General features: G+C 66.3%; 22 protein-coding genes. 15 read left to right on the forward strand and 7 right to left on the reverse strand.

The annotated features are described in order from the left end of the window. Positions 1–13: 13 nt before the first annotated feature. From AC1DYS_RS24045 to fae, 8 genes are all read left to right on the forward strand, one after another. Entirely contained in the window at positions 14–403 is a 390-nt protein-coding gene (locus AC1DYS_RS24045) for a 4a-hydroxytetrahydrobiopterin dehydratase (RefSeq protein WP_477903853.1), read from the forward strand. Between the two features lie 228 nt (positions 404–631). After that, on the forward strand, positions 632–1,663 hold the full coding sequence (locus AC1DYS_RS24050) for a beta-ribofuranosylaminobenzene 5'-phosphate synthase family protein (RefSeq protein ID WP_477903854.1): 1,032 nt from the start codon (positions 632–634) through the stop codon (positions 1,661–1,663). A 38-nt stretch (positions 1,664–1,701) separates the two neighbouring features. Next, a complete protein-coding gene (locus AC1DYS_RS24055) occupies positions 1,702–2,625 on the forward strand; it encodes an NAD(P)-dependent methylenetetrahydromethanopterin dehydrogenase (protein ID WP_477903856.1) in 924 nt (307 codons plus the stop codon). Continuing rightward, the gene (locus tag AC1DYS_RS24060; protein WP_477903858.1) at positions 2,622–3,776 is read left to right on the forward strand and encodes an ATP-grasp domain-containing protein; all 1,155 of its coding nucleotides are present in this window, start codon (positions 2,622–2,624) and stop codon (positions 3,774–3,776) included. Before AC1DYS_RS24055 ends, AC1DYS_RS24060 begins: the two co-directional genes overlap by 4 nt. Beyond that, positions 3,773–4,777 (forward strand): methenyltetrahydromethanopterin cyclohydrolase, encoded by a 1,005-nt coding sequence (gene mch / locus AC1DYS_RS24065; RefSeq protein WP_477903860.1) that lies wholly within the window; start codon positions 3,773–3,775, stop codon positions 4,775–4,777. Before AC1DYS_RS24060 ends, mch begins: the two co-directional genes overlap by 4 nt. Before the next feature lie 202 nt (positions 4,778–4,979). Further along, entirely contained in the window at positions 4,980–5,924 is a 945-nt protein-coding gene (locus tag AC1DYS_RS24070; protein WP_477903862.1) for an ATP-grasp domain-containing protein, read from the forward strand. Between the two features lie 31 nt (positions 5,925–5,955). After that, on the forward strand, positions 5,956–6,807 hold the full coding sequence (locus AC1DYS_RS24075) for a triphosphoribosyl-dephospho-CoA synthase (protein ID WP_477904170.1): 852 nt from the start codon (positions 5,956–5,958) through the stop codon (positions 6,805–6,807). A 90-nt stretch (positions 6,808–6,897) separates the two neighbouring features. Beyond that, the gene (fae, locus tag AC1DYS_RS24080) at positions 6,898–7,407 is read left to right on the forward strand and encodes a formaldehyde-activating enzyme (protein WP_477903864.1); all 510 of its coding nucleotides are present in this window, start codon (positions 6,898–6,900) and stop codon (positions 7,405–7,407) included. A gap of 88 nt (positions 7,408–7,495) precedes the next feature. On the opposite strand, the gene AC1DYS_RS24085 is transcribed toward fae, so the two are convergent. Next, on the reverse strand, positions 7,496–7,942 hold the full coding sequence (locus AC1DYS_RS24085; protein WP_477903866.1) for a dihydroneopterin aldolase: 447 nt from the start codon (positions 7,940–7,942) through the stop codon (positions 7,496–7,498). Between AC1DYS_RS24085 and AC1DYS_RS24090 the strand changes: the two genes are divergently transcribed. The 6 genes from AC1DYS_RS24090 (at position 7,932) to AC1DYS_RS24115 (ending at position 13,853) form a co-directional block, all read left to right on the forward strand. Continuing rightward, positions 7,932–8,222 carry a hypothetical protein gene (locus AC1DYS_RS24090; protein WP_477903868.1) on the forward strand — a complete coding sequence of 97 codons (291 nt, stop codon included), beginning with the start codon at positions 7,932–7,934 and terminating at the stop codon, positions 8,220–8,222. The genes AC1DYS_RS24085 and AC1DYS_RS24090 overlap by 11 nt on opposite strands. A gap of 33 nt (positions 8,223–8,255) precedes the next feature. Further along, the gene (locus AC1DYS_RS24095) at positions 8,256–10,310 is read left to right on the forward strand and encodes a sigma-54-dependent Fis family transcriptional regulator (RefSeq protein ID WP_477903870.1); all 2,055 of its coding nucleotides are present in this window, start codon (positions 8,256–8,258) and stop codon (positions 10,308–10,310) included. Then, complete coding sequence (locus AC1DYS_RS24100; protein WP_477903872.1) at positions 10,243–10,911, forward strand: flavoprotein; 669 nt, start codon at positions 10,243–10,245, stop codon at positions 10,909–10,911. The genes AC1DYS_RS24095 and AC1DYS_RS24100 overlap by 68 nt, the downstream gene beginning before the upstream one ends. 36 nt (positions 10,912–10,947) lie before the next feature. Next, entirely contained in the window at positions 10,948–12,348 is a 1,401-nt protein-coding gene (locus AC1DYS_RS24105) for a DUF6513 domain-containing protein (RefSeq protein ID WP_477903874.1), read from the forward strand. Positions 12,349–12,453: 105 nt separating this feature from the next. Then, positions 12,454–13,023, forward strand: coding sequence for a DUF447 domain-containing protein (locus AC1DYS_RS24110; protein ID WP_477904172.1), 570 nt, complete (start codon positions 12,454–12,456; stop codon positions 13,021–13,023). Beyond that, complete coding sequence (locus tag AC1DYS_RS24115; RefSeq protein ID WP_477903876.1) at positions 13,023–13,853, forward strand: (5-formylfuran-3-yl)methyl phosphate synthase; 831 nt, start codon at positions 13,023–13,025, stop codon at positions 13,851–13,853. Before AC1DYS_RS24110 ends, AC1DYS_RS24115 begins: the two co-directional genes overlap by 1 nt. A gap of 154 nt (positions 13,854–14,007) precedes the next feature. Here AC1DYS_RS24115 and AC1DYS_RS24120 read toward each other — a convergent pair whose 3' ends face one another. The 6 genes from AC1DYS_RS24120 to AC1DYS_RS24145 all read right to left on the reverse strand — a co-directional run bounded on the left by AC1DYS_RS24120 (position 14,008) and on the right by AC1DYS_RS24145 (position 19,538). Next, positions 14,008–14,733, reverse strand: a complete 726-nt coding sequence (locus AC1DYS_RS24120) for a hypothetical protein (protein ID WP_477903878.1) — start codon at positions 14,731–14,733, stop codon at positions 14,008–14,010. Positions 14,734–14,793: 60 nt separating this feature from the next. Beyond that, entirely contained in the window at positions 14,794–15,591 is a 798-nt protein-coding gene (locus tag AC1DYS_RS24125; RefSeq protein WP_477903880.1) for a hypothetical protein, read from the reverse strand. 11 nt (positions 15,592–15,602) lie between these two features. Then, positions 15,603–16,076: a hypothetical protein gene (locus AC1DYS_RS24130; protein WP_477903882.1), complete on the reverse strand. Its 474-nt coding sequence runs from the start codon at positions 16,074–16,076 to the stop codon at positions 15,603–15,605. 744 nt (positions 16,077–16,820) lie between these two features. Further along, positions 16,821–17,420 carry an amino acid kinase family protein gene (locus tag AC1DYS_RS24135; RefSeq protein ID WP_477903884.1) on the reverse strand — a complete coding sequence of 200 codons (600 nt, stop codon included), beginning with the start codon at positions 17,418–17,420 and terminating at the stop codon, positions 16,821–16,823. Further along, complete coding sequence (locus AC1DYS_RS24140) at positions 17,420–18,568, reverse strand: hydantoinase/oxoprolinase family protein (RefSeq protein WP_477903886.1); 1,149 nt, start codon at positions 18,566–18,568, stop codon at positions 17,420–17,422. Before AC1DYS_RS24140 ends, AC1DYS_RS24135 begins: the two co-directional genes overlap by 1 nt. After that, complete coding sequence (locus AC1DYS_RS24145; RefSeq protein ID WP_477903888.1) at positions 18,561–19,538, reverse strand: ATP-grasp domain-containing protein; 978 nt, start codon at positions 19,536–19,538, stop codon at positions 18,561–18,563. Before AC1DYS_RS24145 ends, AC1DYS_RS24140 begins: the two co-directional genes overlap by 8 nt. A gap of 22 nt (positions 19,539–19,560) precedes the next feature. Here AC1DYS_RS24145 and AC1DYS_RS24150 point away from each other — a divergent pair, with 22 nt between their 5' ends. After that, on the forward strand, positions 19,561–20,274 hold the full coding sequence (locus AC1DYS_RS24150; protein ID WP_477903890.1) for a HisA/HisF-related TIM barrel protein: 714 nt from the start codon (positions 19,561–19,563) through the stop codon (positions 20,272–20,274). The last annotated feature ends 28 nt before the right edge of the window (positions 20,275–20,302 follow it).

The following is a 20,302-nucleotide window of genomic DNA, read 5'->3' on the forward strand; positions in this document are numbered from 1 at the left end:
CGAGGAGACCGACATGACGCAATGGCGCAAGAAAACCCCCGACGAGGTGTACCCGCCCGAGGAGGTCGAGGAGCGGCTCAAGGCCGAGCTGCCCCGCTGGACCTTTGAAGACGGCTGGATTCGCCGCAAGTACAAGACCGGCGGATGGAAGGGCACGCTGATGGTGGTCAACACCGTGGGCCACCTGGCCGAAGCGGCCTGGCACCACCCGGACCTCACCGTCTCATATGCCTTCGTCACCGTGAAGCTGATGAACCACGCGGCCAAGGGCATCACCGAGAAAGACTTCGCGCTCGCCGCCAAGATCGAAGAGGTGGTGATGTGGCAGCCCGGCGCGGTGGAAGGCTCGGCGCTGGAAGGTACGCCCGACGATCCGCGCTTCAAGTACATCAAGTACGACTGAGTTCGGTACGCGAGACGGCAGTTCGGCGGGCAGGTCGTCTCGCGCCGCACGTCAGGCGAGGCCATGACACTGTGTCACCTTGCCGGGACAGGCGCAGGGTCTTTTCATGGGGCTCGCACCCCGCTTTCTCCGGGTAAACCTGTGCGGAACGGGGCTTGCTTATCAACGCGCGAATGTCCGCTGCCACACGCCCTGCCGAAGCCCGATCCGCCCTCATGAAGAGACGCCATGCGCACTGACGGCCGCCGTGTGTTGACGCTGCGCGCGCCGGGCCGTTTGCACCTCGGGTTTCTGGACCCGGCCGGCACCCTGGGCCGCCGCTTCGGCAGCCTCGGGCTGGTGATCGACGGCATCGGGACCGAGGTCGAGCTGAGCGCCGCCACTGTCGACGAAGTCGTCGCTGGCGACGCGAGCGCGCAGGTCGAGATCGAACGCGCCAGCCGCTACCTGGCCTTGCTGCGCGAGCACACCGGCTTGCACACACCCTTGCGCCTGCAGCTCTCGCGCGTGCTGCCGCCGCATGCGGGCTTCGGCTCGGGCACGCAGCTCGCGTTGTCCATCGGGCGCGTGTTCGCACACTGGCACGGCTTGCAGCTGAGCAGCATGACGCTCGCGCACTGGCTGGCGCGTGGCCTGCGCTCGGGCATCGGCATCGCCGGCTTCGACCAGGGCGGCCTGCTGGTGGACGGTGGGCCCGGTGTCGACGGCATGCCAGCACCGCTGTTGTCGCGCATCGCCTTTCCTGACGCGTGGCGGGTGGTGGTGGTTCAGGACGACCGCCACCGCGGCCTGTCGGGCACGCAAGAGAAAAAGGCCATTGCCACGCTGGAGCCCTTGCCGCAGACGCAGTCGGCCGACATCTGCCACCAGGTGCTGATGCGCGTGCTGCCCGGTGCCGCGAGCGGCGAGTTCGCGCCGTTCGCGGCTGGCATCAACCGCGTGCAGCAGCTGCTCGGCAACCACTTTGCGCCCGCACAAGGGGGCGCGTACACGAGCGTGGCGGTGGGGCGCATCGTGCAGTTCATCGCCGACGCGGGGCGCGAGCTGCGTGGCGCAGACAAGTCCCTCGAACACGGCGCTGCCATCGGCCAGAGCTCATGGGGCCCGACGGGGTTTGCGATCCTGCCATCGCAGGCGAGCGCCGAAGCGGCCGTGCAGGCATTGCGCGCCGCGAACCTTCTCGAACCCGGCCTCACCGTGAGCATCGTCGCCGGCCTCAACCGCGGGGCGGTGCTCAGCGAGCACGCCGGCACCGCCTGATGATCCGAGAACAACCAAACATCCAAGAAAACACCGCCATGGACCGCCCCTACATCCTCCACATGTTCACGCCGGGCAAGCAGATGAGCCCCTTCGACGTCAACATGGCCGCCGACGCCGGCTACCAGGTGCTCGCGCCGTATTGCGACGTCGAGCTCGATGGCATCACCGCGCTCACGCAAGACGCCATCTTTTCGCGCGGCCCCAAGGGCGTGGCACGCACCGGCATCTTCATCGGCGGACGCAACGCAATGCTTGCGGCCGACATGATGGAGCGTGCCACCGCCTCGATGGTCAAGCCCTTCATCGTCTCGGTGATGGCGGACCCGAGCGGTGCCTACACCACGGCCGCGGCCATGGTGGCCTGCACCGAGGCTGCACTGCAGAAGCAGCATGGGCATGGCCTCAAAGGGCAACGCGTGGTGGTGCTCGGTGGCCTCGGGCCGGTGGGCCGCATCGCCGGCGTGATCGCTGCGCAAGAGGGTGCGCTCGTGTCGCTCTCGAGCCGCAGCGGTGCGGCAGCAGCGGAAGAGGGCGCCCATGAAACCGCCACGCGCTTCAAGGTGACGATGCATGGCGTCTCGGGCGCCGACCATGCCGCGGTGCGCGCTTCTCTGGCCGATGCCGACGTGGTGCTCGCGTGCGCAGCCGCCGGCGTGCAGGTCGTCACGGCAGACGATCTGAAAGAAGCCAAGCGCTTGAAGGTCGCGGCCGACGTGAATGCAGTTCCGCCCGAAGGCATTGCGGGCGTGGGCGTGATGGACGAAGGCAAGGCGCTGGCCGGCACGGCCGCGGTGGGCATCGGTGCGCTCGCGATCGGCAACGTGAAGTACCAGACGCAGCACCGCCTGCTGGTGCAGATGCGTGACTCCAACAAGAAGGCACTGGTGCTCGGCTTCACGGAGGCGTTCGCCACGGCGCGGGCGTTTCTTGCGGAGCGCGGGTCCGGCGAGTCGGATTGAACCCAGCGCACCCTGCCGGCACGATCGCCGTGGCGGCGCTGTCCGCCCGCATGATGGCCGAGGCCTCGGCGCGCGATGGGTTCGACGTGGTGGCGCTCGACCTGTTCGGCGATGCAGACACCCGCGAGGCCGCGTCGCAATGGATGAGCCTGGGCGAACCCGCCTCGCTCACGATCGACGACGAGCGAACGCTCTCGGCCTTGCGCCAGCTGGCGAAGCGCGGTGACGTGAGCGGCTGGGTGGCCGGCAGCGGCTTCGAGAGCCGACCTGGCCTGCTCGCCGAAGCGGCGGCGCTGCTGCCGCTGGTCGGCACCTCGGCGGCGGCGGTGTGCCGCGTGCGCGACCCGGTCCAGTTCTTCGGCTTTCTCGCGCCGCAAGGCATTCACTATCCGCCGGTGCGGCTGGGTGCCCTCGCGCGCACGCTGCCGGACGACGGCACGCAGTGGCTGGTGAAAGACGCGCTGGGCTGCGGCGGCTGGCATGTGTGGCGTGCCACGCCGCGCCGCGTGGCCGAGATGCCCGCGCACCACTACCTGCAGCAGCAGGCGCCGGGCGTGCCGATGTCGGCCACCTTCGTGGCGAACGGCCACCAGGCGGTGATCCTCGGTTTCAACGAGCTGACGGTGCGGCACTTCGGCACGCGGCCCTTCGTGTTCTGCGGCGCTGTGGGGCCGGTGACGCTGCCCGCGCTCGCGGCATCGCGCGCACTGGCCGCCGTGCGTGCGCTGACCGCTGAGTTCGAGTTGCGTGGTCTGTGCAGCCTCGACTTCATGCTCGATGCCGACGAGATCGCCGTGCTCGAAGTCAACCCCCGCCCGCCCGCCAGCATGGCCCTGTACGGTGACGGCCTGATGGCGGCGCACGTGGAAGCCTGCCTGCACGACGCGCTGCCCGCACCGCGTGGCGAGCCCGATCATGTCGAAGGCACCGAGATCGTGTTTGCGCGCCATGATGGGCTCATCGACGACACGGCGGCGCGCCGCCTGAGCACCTGGCCCCATGCCCATGATCTGCCGCGCGCCGGCACCCGCCTCGAAGCCGGCGACCCGCTGTGCAGCCTGAGCGCGAGCGGGGCCGATGCGGTTGAGGTGAGGGCCGCGTTGCAACAGGCCCGCGAGGCCTTGCTGGACACACTGGAGACACCCCCATGACCGACACCACTCCGCCGCTCGCGGCCACGACGCTGAGCGTCAACGCGCGTGCGCTTCCGCTGGTCCAGCGCCTGATCGCCGAGGCCGAGGCCTTTCAAGTGGCGGTGCGCCGCGACGAGAGCGGCGTCTGCATCGTCGACGCGGGCATCGACGTGCGTGGCAGCGTGTCCGCCGGCCTGCTGATCGGCGAGATCTGCATGGGGGGGCTGGGCCAGGCCGGCTTGCACGCAAGTGGCCTCGAGAGCTGGCCCACCTGGATCGAAGTGCGCAGCTCGAAGCCGGTGCTGGCCTGCCTCGGCAGCCAGTACGCCGGCTGGAGCCTCGCGGCCACCAAAGAAGAAACCGGCGGCAAGAAGTTCTTCTCGCTCGGCTCCGGCCCGGCGCGTTCGCTCGCCGGCAAGGAAGACCTGTTCAAGGAACTCGGCTACCGCGATCGCTGCGACAGCGGTGTGCTGGTGATGGAGGTCGACCGCCCGCCGCCCAAGGTGATCATCGACAAGCTGCTGCACGACTGCGCGCTGAAGCCCGAGGCGCTGACGATCATCCTCACGCCGACCTCGAGCATCGCCGGCACGACGCAGATCGTCGCGCGCGTGCTCGAAACGGCGCTGCACAAGGCCCACACGCTGGGCTTTGCGCTGGGCCACATCGTCGAGGGAACGGCCACTGCGCCGCTGCCATCGCCCACGCCCGACGGCAGCCTGGCGATGGGCCGCACGAACGACGCCATCCTCTACGGCGGCAAGGTGCATCTCACCGTGCATGGCGACGACGACGCCGCGCGCGCACTCGCGCAGCAACTGCCGTCCACCAACTCGCGCGACCACGGCCGCTCGTTCACCGACATCTTCAAGGAAGCCGGCTACGACTTCTACAAGATCGACCCCGGCCTCTTCGCGCCGGCCGAGGTGTGGGTCAGCAACATCGACAGCGGCAACACCTGGCACGGCGGCGGCCTCAACATGGCGCTCCTCCGCCGGCTCTGGCTTCAGGAGGCGTGATGCCGAATCTCCCCATTCGAACGCTTTCTTTGGACGCAAAGAACGCAAAGGAAGACGCAAAGGTCGCAAGGAAAGCCTTGTATTCCTCTGCGAGCTTTGCGTCTTTCTTCGCGATCCTTGCGTCCAAAAAGACCTTGCCCGAAGCTGTGTCCCTTGAAGAGGGGACCCCGGCGTTCCCCGGGATCACGTGGCGGGCCTTCACATGAGCTTGCGTGTGGCCATCATGGCCGACGAGACCGGCTGGCACACGCGCCAGCTGCAAGCGGCCTTGCGCGCGCGTGGCGCCGTTGGCCGTTGCATCGACCTGGCCGATTGCCACATCGACACCACCGCCTCCTGGCACGGCCTCGTGCTCCCGGGTTTCGGCCGCGAGCTGCCCGACGCGGTGCTGGTGCGCGGTGTGGCGGGTGGCAGCTTCGAGCAAGTCACCAAGCGGCTCGGCGTGCTGCATGCGCTGCGCGAACTCGGCGTGCCGGTCTACAACGATGCGCGTGCCATCGAGCGCAGTGTCGACAAGTCGATGACCAGCCTGCTGCTGCATGCGGCCGGTGTGGCCACGCCACCCACCTGGGCCACCGAATCGCAGGCGCATGCCCAACGCATCGCCGTGCGCGAAGGCGCGGCCGGCCACGCGCTCGTGCTCAAGCCGTTGTTCGGCTCGCAAGGCAAGGGCTTGCAATTGGTGGGCGAGGTGAACGGCGTGCACCACACGCTGCCGGTGCTGAGCCAGGGCCACGGGTCGCTCGCCTACCTGCAGCGCTTCGTGCCGCCGGTGAGCACGCCGGGTTACGACTGGCGCGTGCTGGTGATCGGCGGTCGCGCAGTCACTGCGATGCGTCGCGTCAGCGAGAACTGGATCCACAACGTGGCACAAGGCGCGCGCTGCGAGCCGGCCGAGCTCACGCCCGAACTCGCGCAGCTGTCGCAGCAAGCCGCCCACGCGCTCGACATGGACTACGCCGGTGTCGACCTGATCCCCTCCGCGCAAGGCACGCAGGTGATCGAGGTCAACGGCGTGGCGGCCTGGCGTGGCCTGCAGCGCGTGACGGGTTTCAACATCGCCCGCGCCATCGTCGACGACCTGCTCGACCGCAAGTGCGCTGCCCTTCGCACGCTCGACGACGAGGCGGCCGAGCGCCGCGCATGAGGGCAGCGTGAGTCGCGCCGCGCACGTGGCCATGGAGCGCGCGAAGGCGAGTTTTCTCTGTGCGTGCTCGCTCGATGTGGCCGTGCGCAAGCCGGGCAACGTGAGCCTGCATTCCGCCGGCCACCGCATGGAGGCCTCGATGTTCATCGACAGCGCTCGCGCTGCGGCCAAGCCGCTGTTCAGGCTGGGCGCCAGCGTCGGCGAGCGCATCGAGGCGGCGGTGGAGGCGAGCTGGGCCGTTGCGCACTGCAACACCAACCTCGGCATCCTGCTGCTGTGCGCGCCGGTCGCGGTGGCGGCAGAGCGGCGGCCCGAGGCCACGAGCCCCGCCGCGTTGCGCGGTGCCATCAGCGAGGTGCTGGCCGGCCTGACCGTGGCCGATGCCGAACACGCCTACCGCGCCATCGTGCGGGCCAACCCGGGCGGCCTGGGCAAGGCGCCAGCCGAAGACGTGCACGACGCGCCGACCATCGACCTGCGCGCGGCCATGGCCCTGTCCGCCGGGCGCGACCTGATTGCGCGGCAATATCGAGATGGCTATGCCGATTTGTTCAACATGGCGCTGCCGGCGCTGGGTCCGCGCTTTGCATGTCCGACGGGTGCTGGCTGCGAGTCGCCCGACGCCGCCACCACCGCATCCGTGCAGCAGCTTTACGTCGCGCTGGTCGGGGCGTTTCCCGATTCACACATTGTTCGGAAACACGGCGAGGCCGTGGCACACACTGTCATGGCCTCGGCGCAAGCGTGGCGCGGCGTCGCCGACACCGATGTGTCGCCGGCCTTCACCGCGTGGGACGAATCACTCAAGGCACGGGGTATCAACCCCGGTACGAGCGCCGATTTGACGGTGGCCACGCTGATGATCTCCGGCCTGTGCACTTGATGGCACGGAACGTGATAACAGCCTTGAAGCACTGGCGTCTCGCCAGTGTCGGGAACGTCCCTAGAACCGCTAACAGGAGATGACAAAACTATGGCCAAGATCGATCGCATGATGGTCGGTGAGTCGCTCGTCGGAGACGGCAATGAAGTTGCCCACATCGACCTGCTCATCGGACCGCGTGGCAGCCCTGCCGAAGCCGCGTTCGCCAACGCGTTGACCAACAACAAGGACGGTTTCACTTCGCTGCTCGCAGTGGTGGCCCCGAACCTGTTGACCAAACCCGCAACCGTGATGTTCAACAAGGTCACCATCAAGGGCGCCAAGCAGGCCGTCCAGATGTTCGGCCCTGCACAGCGCGGCGTGGCCATGGCCGTGGCCGACTGTGTCGAAGACGGCACCATCCCCGCAGCCGAAGCCGACAACCTCTTCATCTGCGTCGGCGTCTTCATCCACTGGCTGGCTGAAGACGACAAGAAGATCCAGCAATACAACTACCAGGCCGTCAAGGAGTCGATCAAGCGTGCCGTCACCGGCTCGCCGACTGCTGCTGAAGTGGTTGCCAAGAAGGGTTCGAGCCCGCACCCGTTCGCTGCTGGCTGATCCCGACGATCTCGGAAACAAGCCAGAAACTAGCTCTATGCAAGCCGACCCTGACCGGGTCGGCTTTGCTGTTTCAGGGGCGGGTCGTTTAAGGCTTGTTGTGCGGTGCAGAGTTCTTTTCGCCGGGCACCACCATGCCCGAACCGAGCAGCTGCACGACGGTGGCCGAGCGGCCTGCCGCAGAAACAGGGCTCGCCACGCGTTCGATCTGCACGCCGACGGAGGCCACGTCGTCGAACTTGCGCGGCTTGACGATCTTCACGCGGACCCAGCTCGCACCGAACTCGTCGAGCAGGATGTCGGCCACGGTTTCGGCCAGCGCTTCGAGCAGCTTGAGCTGGTGCTCAGCCAGCAGGCGCAGCAGACGTTCGCGCACGACGCTGTAGTCGATGGTGTCGCCGATGCGGTCGGTGTCGCAGGCGCGTGCGCGCGGCAGGCCGGCATGCACGTCGATCACCAGAGGTTGCGGTCGGTGGAGTTCAGACTCGTGAATGCCGATGACCGTTTCGCCGGTGAGGCCTTCGATGAAGATCATGTCCAGGCTGGTGGTCGAATCGGTCAAATGTGCCGGTCCGTTCAGGGCGACGCTCAGGGGGCGGCTGTGGCTGTTCAATCGAGTCTCCGGGTTGTTTTTGGATGAAAACCTTACAGATGCACGTGCGCGCAGTCTGTTCAGAATCAAGGGGCGGATCGCAAAAAGCAGGCCACCCGGCATGCCGTCGAAAAGCAACTACGAAATCGAAGCGATCGACTCATCGTTTCACCGGGTATGCACCGGCCGATATCCCACCAGAATCGGCCTTCTGCCGGCCTAATGACCCTGCCGGCCCCGGACTCTGGAGACCCACATGACCCTGGTGTTGCGAACGGGTGACGATCGACATGCAGAGCATGTCCTGGACGTGGTCCGAAGCGGCCTGCACGAGTCGGCCAACGACGTGGTGACACGCTCCTGGAGCCGCTGCCTCAACGAATACCGGCTGCACCCCGACAAGGCCCGCGAGCCCGCTGTCATCAGCCGCACCGCGCTCGAAGAGCGGCGCGCACGCCAGGCCGACGTGATCGACTGCGCCCGCTACGAGATGACCACGCTGTACCAGCAGCTCGCCGACGCCGACTCTGCCGTCGTGCTTACCGACACCGATGGCGTGATCGTTCACATGGTCACCTCCACCGAGTTCGCCGCCGAGATGGGCCCGCTGGGCCTGCGCCCCGGCGGCATGTGGAGCGAAACCGAGGCCGGCACCAACGGCATGGGCACCTGCCTCGCTGCCGCTGCACCCATCTCGGTTCGCCGCGAAGACCACTTCTTCACCCAGTTCACGCAGCTGACCTGCTCGGCCGTGCCGGTGTACGACCCCTCCGGCCACATCGCCGCGGTGCTCGACGTCAGCAGCCGCTCGAGCATGATGCAGCAGCACCTGCTGGTGCTGCTCGGCATGACGGCCCGCATGATCGAGAACCGCCTGATCGACCGGCGCTTCCGCAATGCGCACCCGCTGCACTTCCACAGCCGGCCCGAGTTCGTCTACACGCTGCACGAAGGCAAGCTCGCCGTGGGCGACGACGGTCGCATCCTCGCGGCCAACCGCAGCGCGCTGTTCCAGCTCGGGTTGCAGTCGGTCGACGAGATCCGCTCGCGCCACATCGAAGACCTGTTCCAGACCTCGCTCGAAGACATGCTGCAGCGAAGCACGCAGTCGTCGTTCCACCCGATCGTGACCTTCCGCGCGAATGCGGCCCTGCGCTTCTTCGCGGTCGCGCGCCGGCCGGCCACCGAGTCAGACACACCGGTGCGCACGCTGTCGGCGGCGGCTGCCTCGTCCGCCGGCACGTCGTCGGTTCCGGCGGTGTCGCGCCCCGCGCCGCGCCTGGCTTCATCGCGTGCCGCAGCACAGTCGCCCACCTTCAAGGACCAGCGCCTGTCGGCCCACCTGGAAACCGCGCGCCGCGTGATCGCACGCCAGACGCCGGTGCTGCTGTGCGGCGAAACCGGCTCCGGCAAAGAGGTGTTCGCACGTGCCGTGCACGAGGCCAGCCCGCATGCGGGCGGTGCGTTCGTTGCCATCAACTGCGCCAGCCTGCCCGAGACGCTGATCGAATCCGAACTCTTCGGCTACCGTGCCGGCGCCTTCACCGGAGCCCAGCGCACCGGCCGCCGCGGCAAGATCCTTCAGGCCGATGGCGGCACGCTGTTCCTCGACGAAATTGCCGACATGCCGCTCGACCTGCAGGCCCGCCTGCTGCGCGTGCTCGACGAACGCCAGGTCACGCCGCTCGGCACCGAAGACACCCACCCGGTGGACTTCCAGCTCATCAGCGCCAGCCACCAGCGCCTGCCCGAGCTCGTGCGCGAAGGGCGCTTCCGCGAAGACCTGTACTACCGCCTGTCGGGCATCGAGCTGTTGCTGCCCGCGCTGCGCGAGCGCACCGACAAGCGCGAGCTGATCCGCGGCGTGCTCGAAGCCGAAGGCGGCCACGGCACCACGCTCAGCGCCGAAGCCGAGCGCATGCTGATGGACTACGCCTGGCCCGGCAACATCCGCCAGCTGCGCCACGTGCTGCGCACCGCAGCTGCACTCGCCGATGGCGCCACCATCGACTCCGTGCACCTGCCCGCCTTGCACGACAGCGCCGCCGCCCCCGCACCCGTGCTGGCCGTGCCACTTGCCTTGGTCGCACCGCCCAGCGCGAGCGCGCCGCTCGCGCATGCCTCTGCCGAGAATGCCTCGGCCCCTCTCAAACTGAACCCGATCCAGGCCAACGAACGGCAGGTGCTGCTGCAGATGCTCGAGCAGCACCGCTGGAATGTGAGCAATGTCGCCAAGGCGCTCGATGTCAGCCGCAACACCCTCTACCGCAAGCTCCACAAGCTCCACATCGAAATCTCGCATCCCGAGTGACGCTTTGTCCTTGCAGGGTGACGAAGACTCCCTGCCCGCTGACACAGCGCCGCGCTCCCGCTTTGCCTGGTGCATCACCGGCTCAGGCCACTTCCTGACCGAATCGCTCGCGCTGGCGGCGCGCTTGCCCTCGTGCGACCTGTTCCTCTCGGCCGCAGCCGAAGAGGTGCTCTCCATCTACAAGCTCCCGCTCGACGAACTGCGGCAGCGCTTTCGCATCTTTCGCGACAAGACCGCGAGTGCCGTGCCGGTCGGCATGCTGTACGACGACGTCTATCACACCGTGGTGCTCGCACCGGCCACCAGCAACACGGTGGCCAAGTGCGCCTTCGGCTTCAGCGACACGCTGCCGACCAACATGTTTGCGCAGGCCGGCAAGCTCGGCATTCCGGGCATCGTGTTTGCATGTGACACCGAACCGGTGGTGGTGACGCAGTCGCCACACGACTGGGTCACGCTGCGCCCGCGGCGCATCGAACTGGACAACGTGGACCGTCTTCGCAGCATCGACTTTTGCCATGTGGTGTGCTCGCCCGCCGAACTGGAGGCCGCGCTCGGCGCGCGCCTGACGGAGCTGTCGCTCGCATGGACCAGCACCTGACTCACTTTGTTCATCGGCCGCCGAGGGCGCGCTGAAATGGAACACATCGTCTTCCTGACTGGCCGTCTCGCGCAGCCGAGCCTCGAGCGCGTGCTGAACGGCATCGAGTCGGCGCCATTCACCTGGGAGGTTCGCGAACTCGGTCTGCAGGTGGCTGCGCTGATGACAGCCGAGATGATTGCCCGCCGCATCCCCGGCCCGGTGAAGGCCGACCGCATCCTCGTGCCCGGCCGTTGCCGTGGTGACCTCGATGCGCTGACGCAGCACTACGGCATCCCGGTGCAACGCGGCCCTGAAGAACTGAAAGACCTGCCGCTGTTCTTCAACCGCGCCGCCAAGCCCATGGACCTGAGCGAGTACGAGGTCGCCATCTTTGCCGAGATCGTCGACGCGCCTCGCCTGTCGGTCGATGGCATTCTTGAACGCGCGCGGCAACTCAAGGCCGACGGTGCCGACGTGATCGACCTCGGCAGCCTGCCCGCCACGCGCTTCGATCACCTGGTCGACAGCGTGAAGGCGCTCAAGGCCGAAGGCTTCTCGGTGAGCGTCGACTCGAACGACGCACAAGAGCTGCTGCGTGGCGGCCAGGCCGGTGCCGACTATTTACTGAGCCTCACGCTCGACACGCTGTGGGTGGCCGGCGAAGTCGACTCCGTGCCGGTGCTGATCCCGCGCACGCCGGCCGACGAAGCCTCGCTGTTCGAAGCCGTGGAGCAGATGCAGGCGATGGGCAAGCCCTTCTTCGCCGATTCCATCCTCGACCCGATTCCGTTCGGGCTCACCGGCTCCATCGTGCGCTACCACCGCCTGCGCGAGCGCTTTCCCGAGGCGCCGATCATGATGGGCATCGGCAACGTGACCGAGCTCACCGAGGCCGACACCAGCGGCATCAACGCCGTGCTGTTCGGCATTGCGGCCGAGCTCAACGTGGCGGCGGTGCTCACCACGCAGGTCAGCAACCATGCGCGCCGCGCCGTGCGCGAGGCCGACTGGGCGCGCCGCATCATGCATGCCGCAGCTCGCCACAGCAGCCTGCCCAAGGGCATCAGCGACAAGCTGATGACGGTGCACGCCAAGCACCCGTTCCCCGACACGCCGCAAGAGATCGCGGACACCGCGGCCCTGGTGCGCGACCCGAACTTTCGCGTGCAGGTGTCGCCGCTCGGCCTGCACGTCTACAACCGCGACGGGCTGCGACTGGGGCAGGGCGCCTTCGAGCTGTGGCCGCAGCTCAAGCTCGAAGACGATGCCGCGCATGCCTTCTACATGGGCGTGGAGCTGGCGCATGCCGAGATCGCGTGGAAGCTCGGCAAACGTTACGTACAAGACCAGCCGCTCGATTGGGGCGTGGCGGCCGAGAACAAGGCGCAAGATCTCAACAGCTGGTGTGCGCCGGGGGCGACTATGGTGACGGGCAACGCAAGGAGCAAACCATGAAGGGGGACATTCACCGGCCGAGCGCCGGGCCGTCCCAAGCCGGCCGGCTCCCCTCGGGGGATCGGCTGATGTATTCATCTGACGAGGGGTTCACACATGAATGACATGATCTTCGAGACGGTGGTGACGACGGTGTCGGTCGACGGCGTGCCGCACGTGGCGCCGATGGGCGTGCGCTACCAAGACGCGCATGTGGTGCTGATGCCCTTCAAGCCATCGACCACGCACGAGAACATCATCGCGACGCAATTCGCGGTGCTCAACCTGCTGACCGACACGCGCGTGTTCGCCGGCTGCGTCACCGGCCGAAAGACGTGGCCGCTGGTGCCGGCCGACAAGGTCAAGGGCTCGCGGCTCGCCAACGCGCTCGGCCACATCGAGCTGCAACTGGAGCGGCGGCGCGACGACCCGCAGCGCCCGGTGCTGCAGATGGCGCGTGTGCACGAAGGCCTCCACGCGCCCTTCATGGGCTTCAACCGCGCACAGGCCGCAGTGGTCGAAGGGTCGGTGCTCGTGAGCCGCCTGCACATGCTGTCGGCCGAGAAGATCGACAGTGAAATGGCCTACCTGCAGATCGCCATCGACAAGACCGCCGGCTCGGCGGAGAAAGAAGCCTGGAGCTGGCTGCGCGAGGCGATCGCCAAGCACCGCGCCAAGGTGGCGGAGCCGTCCTGATGCGCCTGCTGGTCAGTGTTCGCAGCGAGGCCGAGGCCTTGCTCGCCGCAGAAGGCGGCGTCGATTTCATCGACTTGAAGGAGCCGCGCGACGGCGCGCTGGGCGGCCTGCCGGTGGCGACCGTCCGGGCCATCGTGGCGGCGCTGCGCCAGCACGCCATCGATCTGCCGCTCAGCGCCACCATCGGTGACGTGTCGATGAGCCAGATCGGCCGCATCGCCGCCGCAACCCAAGCCGTGGCCGCCTGTGGTGTCGACTACGTGAAGGTCGGCATCGAGCGCACCCCAGAGGCCGCAGAAGTGCTGAACATGCTCGACGCCACCGGCCTGGCCATCGTGCCGGTGTTCATCGCCGACCGCGGCATCGACGCCGACCTCGTCGCCCACGCCTGCCGCCTGCGCTTCCCGGCGGTGATGGCCGATACCGCCGACAAGCTGCGCGGGAGCCTGTTCGATTGCGTCGCCCCGGGCGACTTGCAGCGCTTCGCACGCAGCGTCCGCGAAGCCGGCAAGCTGGTTGGCCTGGCTGGCGCCTTGCGCACACCGCATCTGCCCGAGCTGCAGCAGCTGGCACCCGACTTCGCCGGTTTTCGCAGTGCGGTTTGCTCCAGCGACCGCAGCTCGGCGCTCGATGTGCAGCGCGTGCGCGCGTTGGCTGAACGGCTGCACGGGCATGTAGCGGCGGCCTCAGTGCCGTCCCCGGGTGCCTCCGACGCGCCAATTGGGTCCTCGGAGCGTGCTCTTTCGCTCAAATCAGGTCCCGACACTGCAACATCTGACAGTGCCCGATCGAGTAATGCACTGCCAGAATTGACTCCGTCATCACGGTAAGGCTCCAAAAACGAATGTCCAAGCCGCCTTCAGCTCACTGAAGGCGGCGATGGTCATCAGCCTCACAGCGCCCTTAACCCGGCGAACGCTCGTCGTAGCCAATGGCGGGCTGGTACATGGCGATGCGCTTCTGTTCCACTGTTCCGTACAGCGCCTAAACAACCGGTTCATCAAAGAGGCTGTGAAGCTCTCTGACTAGGTGATTGGCATTTAGATCGACAAGTCCTCGATTGCATTCGTGAAACAACTCAATTGCCTCGAGTTTTGCGTCACCAACTTGCATGATTAGAACCGGCCACAGTTGAGGATTGAGCGGCACTCCGCTCTTGAGCTGAGAGTTTGTGCTGGCAACCGCTCGTGCTGCGCGACCTAGATATGACGCGAGACTACTCATCTGCTCGATCAGCACTGGACGAGGCATCTCAACGAGATCAAAGCCCTGCACCAGTTCCTTGTATTCCGAGAACTCGAGGAACTCCGGGAGAGAGAAGACGTCGAGCTCCTTGCCTGGAGGGCAGTTCGCAAAGTGTGCATCCATTACCTTGCAGTAATAGCCAACACGTTGAGCAATCGACCGAATTGCAACGTATCGCTTGATCATGTTGAAGTTGGCGAGCCGTAGTTCCTTGTCCCGCGCGTCCCTCATTTGCAGCGACGCCACGAACACTGCACCCAAGATCGCTGTGATCGAACCGAATGCTTGAATCCAGGCCGCTGCGGTTTGCCCAGAAATTGAATCCCAAAACTGCTTCCATGACTCGGCATCTCGCAGAAGCGCTAACAGCACCCCAGTTGCGGCAAGGCTGCAGACCAGAACTCGAAGCAACCATTCCCAAGGATCGTGATACCAGGGTCTGACTTGTGATTTCCCGGTGCTCAATGCCTCCCCTTTCGATCTTGTTGACACGAAGTCTGGCGAACGGACCCCGCGGCTACGGTGCTACACCGAATGTTCCTGCGCCGACTCCGACGCTAGAACCGCCTTCAAGGTTTGATCAGGCTTGAATGCCTCGACTACATGTTCGTCTAGAGGCGCTGCCAAGGCATACAACCACATCACCGGGACGACGTAGCGATCGACGTAGAAAGTGACGACATCGGCGCTGCCTCCTTTTGCCTTGAATCGCGATATGCACCACCCGAGAGAGTTGAAATCAACTCGAGTTTGCTGAAGCTCTTGCCTGCACAAGTCGTACATGGCGTTGTTGATTCGCCGCGAGCCTTCCGATCGAGCGGTGTTGTGGGAAAGTTCTTCAATAGCAGTGTTACCCACGCCCCTCAGCACATCGAACAAGGTTCTTGGGGTTTCGATGTGCTCGAACCGCCGATAGTCGCCGCAGGGTTGCTTCTGGAAACCATCGTCAATCCGACTCCAAAGGCTCGCCATAACGCGCTGTATCTCTTCAAGTTCCCCGCGTTCACTGGCCGAATCAATCTGTTGTGCTTGCAGGACAACTGTGAACAGCACTCCTCCAAATGCCAGAAACCCAAAGAATGGCCCAAGCATGCCGCCGAAGAAGGTACCGAAGTTGTTCCAATCTGCGCCGTTGGACGACAACTCAAACCAATGACCAGGCGCGAATTTCCAGAAGTACACGGCCATGACCGTCCATACGGCGAGCACGCTGATAGCCAAAAGCTTCAAACCAGCAGCGGCGAAGCGCTCCGTGTTTGACATGCCTGGGCGCCCAAATATCGAGCTTGAAAAGAGGCGCCACGTGGTTTGCAAATGATTCATGGCTACTCCAGTCATTGCACTAGCCGCAAGTGCCGTCGTACCCCAGCGGAAAGCTCATAAACCAGCAACTCGTAGGTCGGGTGGATAGACAGGTCAGCTCGATTTACTGCGTACGTGTACTCGGGCTGCAGTGCTCCCCGGGTCTCCCTCCAAGTCTTTGCATAGTTTTCCAGCGTTTCACCGTGCTTGATTGGAATGTAGTCATCAGCCTTTAACGTCTTGAGGTTCTGGCTGCTGACATAAGTCAACGAGTATGTTGTCGGCGTGTATGTGGCACGCATCGTGATGCGGTACTCCATGTCTCGCAGGGTACTTAGTACCATGCTTCCGTCGCTCATAGGCTCAACGTCCCATTGAGCGGCAAGCGCGGCCGCGATGATGGCAGCGCGGACTTGGTCAACTGAAAGGGCCTTTTTATTGGCTATCGAGACCGGCACGTCCACCAGGTCTACGACTGGAAGGAACCGTCGCTGCGCGTGGGTCATGCCGCATGAAAGAGCCGCAGCAAGGCCCAGAACTAAGCACATCTTTCTCATATCCCTCCCGAAGAGATTCAGTTGTATCGTGGGTCGTCATGATGCGGCTAAACGCTGCATTGCAGTTCGCTGGGCCCCTCATGCGCGGGTCGTTTCCGCAGGCGGAGCCAGTCTCGCAAGTCTTATCCAGTTATGCATCGGTAGTGCCGGAGGCGACCTGCGCATGATTTCCCGCGCTCGTAGCGCTACAGGGAACTATGAAGGGCTTGTTGAAAGTCGGCTCAGTGTTGGAGCGACAGCGTGGACTGCCCTACGCAACTGGTTGCCTGTCGGGACAGGCCGGTATACCAACAGCTCCCTTGATCCCTCATAGCGTGTGCCTCCACGGGGCCTCGCTTCTGGCTTCTGGGCAGCCGGGGCAAAGCCTGCGGAGACAACTCCGGGCGTCACGCAATTGGCGCTGTTCGGGGCAGGCGAGGGGACTGCGGACTTGGAGTACCCGAGGGTTGTCCCGAGCGCTCCACAAATGGATTCCGTGACTGGCATGGGATCAGCCTTAGTTGGGCTGACCCGCTCCAATTCTGGCGGGGCGTGGGACGTTTGGGTTATGCGCTGACCGAAGACGTACCTCGAACTTTGGGGCTGCTGCTGTCGTGCAGTCTCCAGTGTGCATTTTGATTGCCGAGCCACGGTTCAGCAAACCGTCAGGCTCCCCGCGCTACTCCCAATGCCATGATTTTCAGGCGCCTCGCCTCAAACCCCCAGCATCCGAATCTCCCCAAACAGCAACGCCCGCATCGCATCCAGCTCATCCTTGTGCAGGATCTCGATCGGGAACGCAGCCCCTTCCGCCAGGGATGCGAAGCGCTTGTCGACAACGCCTTCTTCGCTCAGCTGCGCGAGCGTGGCCTTGGGTTCGATGCGGCATGACTTGATCACCACCATGCGTTCGGCGTTCAGGCGTCGAGCGAGGTCGAGTGCGAGGCTGTCGGAGGTGACGTCCCACGTGGTCTGCGCATCGGCTTGTTCTCGCTGCAGCTCGAAGGGCAGCCACAGCGCGGTCTGGCCCTTGTGCAGCACGCGGCGGATGTCGCTGCGGCTGCTGGCGAGCTTCAGCGTGGGGTTCATCGCGTTGAGCTGGTAGGCCGTCTGCGCCATGGCCAGCACGGCCATGTTGTGCGCCGCGAGGTCGTTGAACTGCCAGTGCGATTGAAGGCGCCGCACTTCGTCGGCGAAGGTGCCGCCGCCGCCGACCAGCGTGACGCGGCCTCCGCCGAGCTGGGCCAGCAGGTCGAGCCATTGCGGCAGTATCGGATCGGCACACAGGCTGCCGCCGAGCTTCACGATCCACATCAGCGCAGCTCCATGTCGAGCAGCATGGCCACGGCCACGCTGGGCGCGCACACCTGTGCCCAGGTGGCTGCGTCTGCCGAGGCGTGGGGCGCGAGGCGGGCGAGGTCAGCGCCATAAGAGCGGCAGGCACGCGAGGGACGGTCGGCCCCCCAGTCGCTCCGCTCCTGCCCCCAAGGGGCGCTGCCCGGCTTGGGGCGGCCCGGCGCCGGGCAAATCGCGCTGTGGGCGAGCACGTCGCTCACGAGAAAGTCACCGCAGCCGGCGCTCACAACGACGGCGTCGGCCGACATGGCATGCAGCGCCATCACGCCGCGCAGCTGCTCGCCCAGCTCGGCCACCTGTGCGGCGCGCCACGCATGCGCGAAGACGAGCCACTCGGCCTCGCTGGCGTCGCGCGCGTCCATGCCGATCATGCGGGCCAGGCGCTTGCGCGTGGCGGGCAGGTCTTTGGGCGCGTTGTCGGCGCTGGGGTAGAGGTCGTGCGCCGGGTTCAGCTCGCCGGTGAGGCGGTACACGTCGGCCACGGTGGCGAAGTATTCGTTCATCACGTTGAGCGACTTGCCCTGCCACGGGATCTGGTGCGCCAGCGCGCACAGCGGTGTGCGCACCACGCCCTGGTAGACGAGCTCGCCGGTGGCCAGGCGCTCCACGTCGCTGCGCGCGTGCGTGACGACGCGGCCGCCCTTGAACGCGATGACATCAGTGGTGGTGCTGCCGATGTCGACGAGCACACCTTCGCCCAACTCGCGCGCGGCGTGTTGTGCGGTGGCCAGCCAGTTGGCCGAGGCGATGTGTTCCCACAGCCGGCCCACGCGATCACGGCCGCACCAGCCCTTGTCGCCGGCAAAGAACTGCACCGTCGATGGCGCGGGCCAGGCATCGCACAGCAACGCGGCAATGCGCTGCACGCCTGCTTCGCGGTGCTCGAAGAGGTCGACCATCTCGCCGGTCATCGTGACCGCATGCCGAGCCTGCGCTGCCGCGGGCCAGCGTTCGCGTGCGGACTGCAGCGCGCGCTCCAGGTGCTCGATGCCTTGCCACAGCGGGCAGGCCCATTGCGCCACGTCGACCACGCGGCCTTGCTGCAGCAAACAGGCCTTGACGTGCGCGCCGCCGATGTCCCACCCGATCACGGTGTGCTCAGCCATGGAGCCGCCCCGCCGCGTGGTCGGCAAGCAGCTCTGCAGCGAGGTTGCGGCCGAGCGAGGCCGACAGGCCCACATAGGCGCAGGTGACCCGCGGGTTGACCTCGATCACCACCGGCCCGCAGCGCGGGTGCCACACCAGGTCGATGCCGACGAAGCCGCGCAGGCCGGGCACGCTGCCAACCACCTGCGTGATGAGGCGAGACAGCACGCGGCCACGGTGGCTGTCGACCGCGATGGCGTTCACGTCGACCCCTTCGAACGACAGGGCGCCTTCGGCATCGATGGCAATGCGCTGTCGGTTGACGCTGAGCATCTCGACACCATGCGCCTTGCACAGCATCGACACGCTGAGCGGCTCGCCCTCGACCCAGGGCTCGATGGCCATCGGGCTGCCGGCCTTGGAGCGGCGGTCCCAGTCGCCCATGGCGTCGTCTTGCGAGCTGTGCACGTGGGTGGCAACGCCGCCCGCGCCGTCGTCGGGCTTGACGACCCAGCGCCGCACCTCGGGCACGTGTTCGAAGGCGAGCGGCGTGGCCACGCCATGCTCGGCCAGTCGCAGCAGCGTGGCGCGCTTGGCGGAGGCAAGGGCAATGGCGGGTGCCGCACAGCCCAGCCAGCGTTCAGGGCCGACCAGCTGCTGCATCTGCGCGAGCAGGCCGCCGGTCTCGGGCGCGACGATCCAGACTACGTCATGCAAGGCGGCCTGGCGCGCCACGAAATCGAAGGCCGACTCGCCCGCGCGCGGCCGCACCGGCTCCGCGTTGCCCGGCACGCGCGGTGCGCGCGAGCTGGCGGCGACCGTCAACTGCACGCCGTCGACCTGCAACAAGTCTTGCGCCAGCGCGTCGCGCATCGACAAGCCCAGCGGCAGCAATTCGGCGGCAGCGGCTTCGTCGTTGATGGAAGGGTCGTGGGCAGAAGGGATCAGCCCGCCCCCGCTGAGATACTCGTACACGAACACATGTTTCATCGATGCTTCCTGTCCGTCCCACATGAATGTGATTCCCGTCATCGACCTGCTGCAAGGCCAGGTGGTCCGTGCCGTGCGTGGTGATCGGCAGCATTACCAACCGATCGTCTCGGCACTGTGTGCGAGCAGCGAGCCGCTGACCGTCGCGCGCATCCTGTGCGAACACAGCGCGGCGCGGCAGCTGTATGTCGCCGACCTCGATGCCTTGCAAGGCGGGGTGGGCCACGTCGCCGTTGTGCGGCAACTTCTCGAGGCCTTGCCGGGCATCGAGCTGTGGCTGGACGCCGGCTTTGCCGACGCGTCGCAGGCCCAGGCCCTGTGTGCAGGGCTGGGGCCAATGGCAGAGCGCCTGGTGCCGGTCTTCGGCAGCGAATCGCTGCGTTCGCGCAAGGCACTCGAAGCGTGTTTCACGTCGCAGTTCACATCACCGGGCCGCGGCATCCTGTCGCTCGACCGCCGCAACGGCGAGCGCATGGACCCGGCCGGCTGCTGGGAGTCGCCCGCGCTGTGGCCGCCGCGCGTCATCGTGATGACGCTGGAGCGCGTCGGTGCCGGCACCGGGCCCGACGTAGCCACGCTGCTTGAAGTGGCCGCGCGGTCGCCGCAAACCCAGCTCATCGGCGCCGGCGGCATCAACAGCGAAGCCGACCTGGCCTTGGCCCGCGAAGCCGACGCATCGGCCTGGCTGGTGGCCAGCGCCTTGCACGACCTGAAGCTGCCCCGCCTGTCGGTTTGAGGGGGGGTTCTAAGGGTTGCTGCGGATG

Source organism: Rhizobacter sp. P2_G4, from assembly GCF_056403575.1.

Coding starts and splice junctions, on each gene's coding strand:
- AC1DYS_RS24075 (WP_477904170.1), top strand. CDS start 5,956: ATGGAGCGCGCGAAGGCGAGTTTTCTCTGTGCGTGCTCGCTCGATGTG.
- AC1DYS_RS24110 (WP_477904172.1), top strand. CDS start 12,454: ATGATCTTCGAGACGGTGGTGACGACGGTGTCGGTCGACGGCGTGCCG.
- fae (WP_477903864.1), top strand. CDS start 6,898: ATGGCCAAGATCGATCGCATGATGGTCGGTGAGTCGCTCGTCGGAGAC.
- AC1DYS_RS24150 (WP_477903890.1), top strand. CDS start 19,561: ATGAATGTGATTCCCGTCATCGACCTGCTGCAAGGCCAGGTGGTCCGT.
- AC1DYS_RS24055 (WP_477903856.1), top strand. CDS start 1,702: ATGGACCGCCCCTACATCCTCCACATGTTCACGCCGGGCAAGCAGATG.
- AC1DYS_RS24045 (WP_477903853.1), top strand. CDS start 14: ATGACGCAATGGCGCAAGAAAACCCCCGACGAGGTGTACCCGCCCGAG.
- AC1DYS_RS24105 (WP_477903874.1), top strand. CDS start 10,948: ATGGAACACATCGTCTTCCTGACTGGCCGTCTCGCGCAGCCGAGCCTC.
- mch (WP_477903860.1), top strand. CDS start 3,773: ATGACCGACACCACTCCGCCGCTCGCGGCCACGACGCTGAGCGTCAAC.
- AC1DYS_RS24115 (WP_477903876.1), top strand. CDS start 13,023: ATGCGCCTGCTGGTCAGTGTTCGCAGCGAGGCCGAGGCCTTGCTCGCC.
- AC1DYS_RS24085 (WP_477903866.1), bottom strand. CDS start 7,942: ATGATCTTCATCGAAGGCCTCACCGGCGAAACGGTCATCGGCATTCAC.
- AC1DYS_RS24070 (WP_477903862.1), top strand. CDS start 4,980: ATGAGCTTGCGTGTGGCCATCATGGCCGACGAGACCGGCTGGCACACG.
- AC1DYS_RS24090 (WP_477903868.1), top strand. CDS start 7,932: ATGAAGATCATGTCCAGGCTGGTGGTCGAATCGGTCAAATGTGCCGGT.
- AC1DYS_RS24125 (WP_477903880.1), bottom strand. CDS start 15,591: ATGAATCATTTGCAAACCACGTGGCGCCTCTTTTCAAGCTCGATATTT.
- AC1DYS_RS24095 (WP_477903870.1), top strand. CDS start 8,256: ATGACCCTGGTGTTGCGAACGGGTGACGATCGACATGCAGAGCATGTC.
- AC1DYS_RS24050 (WP_477903854.1), top strand. CDS start 632: ATGCGCACTGACGGCCGCCGTGTGTTGACGCTGCGCGCGCCGGGCCGT.
- AC1DYS_RS24100 (WP_477903872.1), top strand. CDS start 10,243: ATGTCAGCCGCAACACCCTCTACCGCAAGCTCCACAAGCTCCACATCG.
- AC1DYS_RS24145 (WP_477903888.1), bottom strand. CDS start 19,538: ATGAAACATGTGTTCGTGTACGAGTATCTCAGCGGGGGCGGGCTGATC.
- AC1DYS_RS24140 (WP_477903886.1), bottom strand. CDS start 18,568: ATGGCTGAGCACACCGTGATCGGGTGGGACATCGGCGGCGCGCACGTC.
- AC1DYS_RS24135 (WP_477903884.1), bottom strand. CDS start 17,420: ATGTGGATCGTGAAGCTCGGCGGCAGCCTGTGTGCCGATCCGATACTG.
- AC1DYS_RS24130 (WP_477903882.1), bottom strand. CDS start 16,076: ATGACCCACGCGCAGCGACGGTTCCTTCCAGTCGTAGACCTGGTGGAC.